Source organism: Bacillus sp. JJ1127 (genome assembly GCF_036965845.1).
In the GTDB taxonomy this organism is placed as follows: Bacteria; Bacillota; Bacilli; order Bacillales; family Bacillaceae_G; genus Bacillus_A.
This window is the reverse complement of sequence record NZ_JBALQK010000044.1, coordinates 1-1,700: the sequence shown is the minus strand read 5'-3', so window position 1 is coordinate 1,700 and position 1,700 is coordinate 1. Positions and strand designations below refer to the sequence as shown.

Annotated in this window: 2 protein-coding genes; both read left to right on the top strand. The window is 34.5% G+C overall.

From position 1 onward, the window contains the following. The first annotated feature begins 435 nt into the window (after positions 1 to 435). The gene (locus V7183_RS05650; protein WP_230322559.1) at positions 436 to 771 is read left to right on the top strand and encodes a DUF4184 family protein; all 336 of its coding nucleotides are present in this window, start codon (positions 436 to 438) and stop codon (positions 769 to 771) included. 106 nt (positions 772 to 877) lie between these two features. Further along, positions 878 to 1,630 (top strand): hypothetical protein, encoded by a 753-nt coding sequence (locus tag V7183_RS05645; RefSeq protein WP_097896656.1) that lies wholly within the window; start codon positions 878 to 880, stop codon positions 1,628 to 1,630. Positions 1,631 to 1,700 lie beyond the last annotated feature (70 nt).

Genomic DNA, 1,700 nt, shown 5'->3' with positions numbered 1-1,700 from the left:
TCTATTCATGCATAGAAGCGGTCAGGGCCTTTTTCTGCCACATGCGAAGTAAAAACAGAAAGAGCAAACGAGTGTAGGTTACTTTTTATTCTGCATAGCAGGGATTTAGATGTCGAAAAATTAAAATGGATTTATATAGCAACAAATATAAGTGTGGGACAGCTTGCGGGTAAGATGATATATTGGAGAGCGGCAAATTCTAGGCCTTCTCATATATATGTATTTTTCTTTGTTTCCATATCTTTCAAAACTTACATGGAAATTGTATCATCTAAAGTATAGATATTCCAATGTGAAAATAAATGTTGCATATAAATCGTTGATATCGTTATGATAGATTGTATTCTATGTAGATAGAGTTTTTAAGTTAGGAAGGGAGTTAAATAAGCCGTTTACAGTTGCGCATTCAGCTACTGTTATTCCTTTTTACAGGAAATGATACTGATATATAAATACATACAGCATGGGAATACGTGTTTTGGAATATTGCTTTTTATATATGTCCTTTGGAAATATCGAGATCAAATAAACGTAGATAGAACTTCTGTTAATGAAAAAAGAAAATATTGGGCATGGTCAGCAGTTGTGGCTCTAGTAATATGTATAGTTCATGCGCTGTTACCCCCTTATTTTCATATTTTACAAATAAGGAGTATAATAGTGTCTGGGATTATAAGTGTTTTTGTAGGCTTCTCATTGTTTCTATTTTATATAAAACAAGAGAATTATCTATATAAATACAAGTTAAAAAACGACATACCCCCTTTTTAGGTGGATGAGAGCATCCTGGTTATGCATAGAAGCGATCAGGGCCTTTTCCTGTCACATGTAAGGGTGAAAACAGAGGAAGAATGTGAGTGTTAGGAGTAATAAGAAGATGAAAATATGGAAAAGTATTTGTGTTTTGTGTAGTTGTCTCGTTATATTAAGTGGCTGCTTCCATAAGGAAGAAAAGAAGGAGCCAAAGAAGAAAGAAACGATTCCGGAGACGACTGAATATGGTGGTAAAGAACTGAAAAAAGTTGGACAGGCTGTTAAAGAGAAAGGCTGGGGAACATTTAAATTGGAGCAATTGAACCATATAAATCAAACATTTGAGGTGGCTCCAATGAAAATTCATGTACAAGATGTCAAAGTTATTTCGTTGTCACAAATGAGTAAAGAGGCAAAGGACACATTGAAAATTTATACAGCATTAAGCCCAGATGAAGTGCAACGTAGACTTGGAGATAAAGTTAGCCGTGAAGATGCTGAATTATATGCTTCATTAAGTGGACAAGAGATTAGTGATAACGTACGTTATGCTGAAATTACATATAAAGTAGAAAATAGTGGAGATAAAAACATGGAATTTTTCTCCATGAACAATGTTACGATTAATGAAACACAGCAATTTGATGTAACGAAGCAAAATTTCTTATACGGAGAGGATACGCTGGTTGGTACAAAGAGTGTGACAAGGGAAGAGTATAAGCCAGGTGAAACAAGGGAAGGTATAATTGGATTAATACTCGATGATGAAAAAAAAGATGTGACTAAAATAGCATTTACAACGGATGCTCTCGCCAGCGGTGATACGCATGAAACCGTTGCAGAACCACAAACATTTAACATCTCACTATCTAAGTGAGATGTTTTTGTATAAGGAATGTCAGATGAAAGGGTGTGAAAATATATATATACATCAATTAACAAACCGA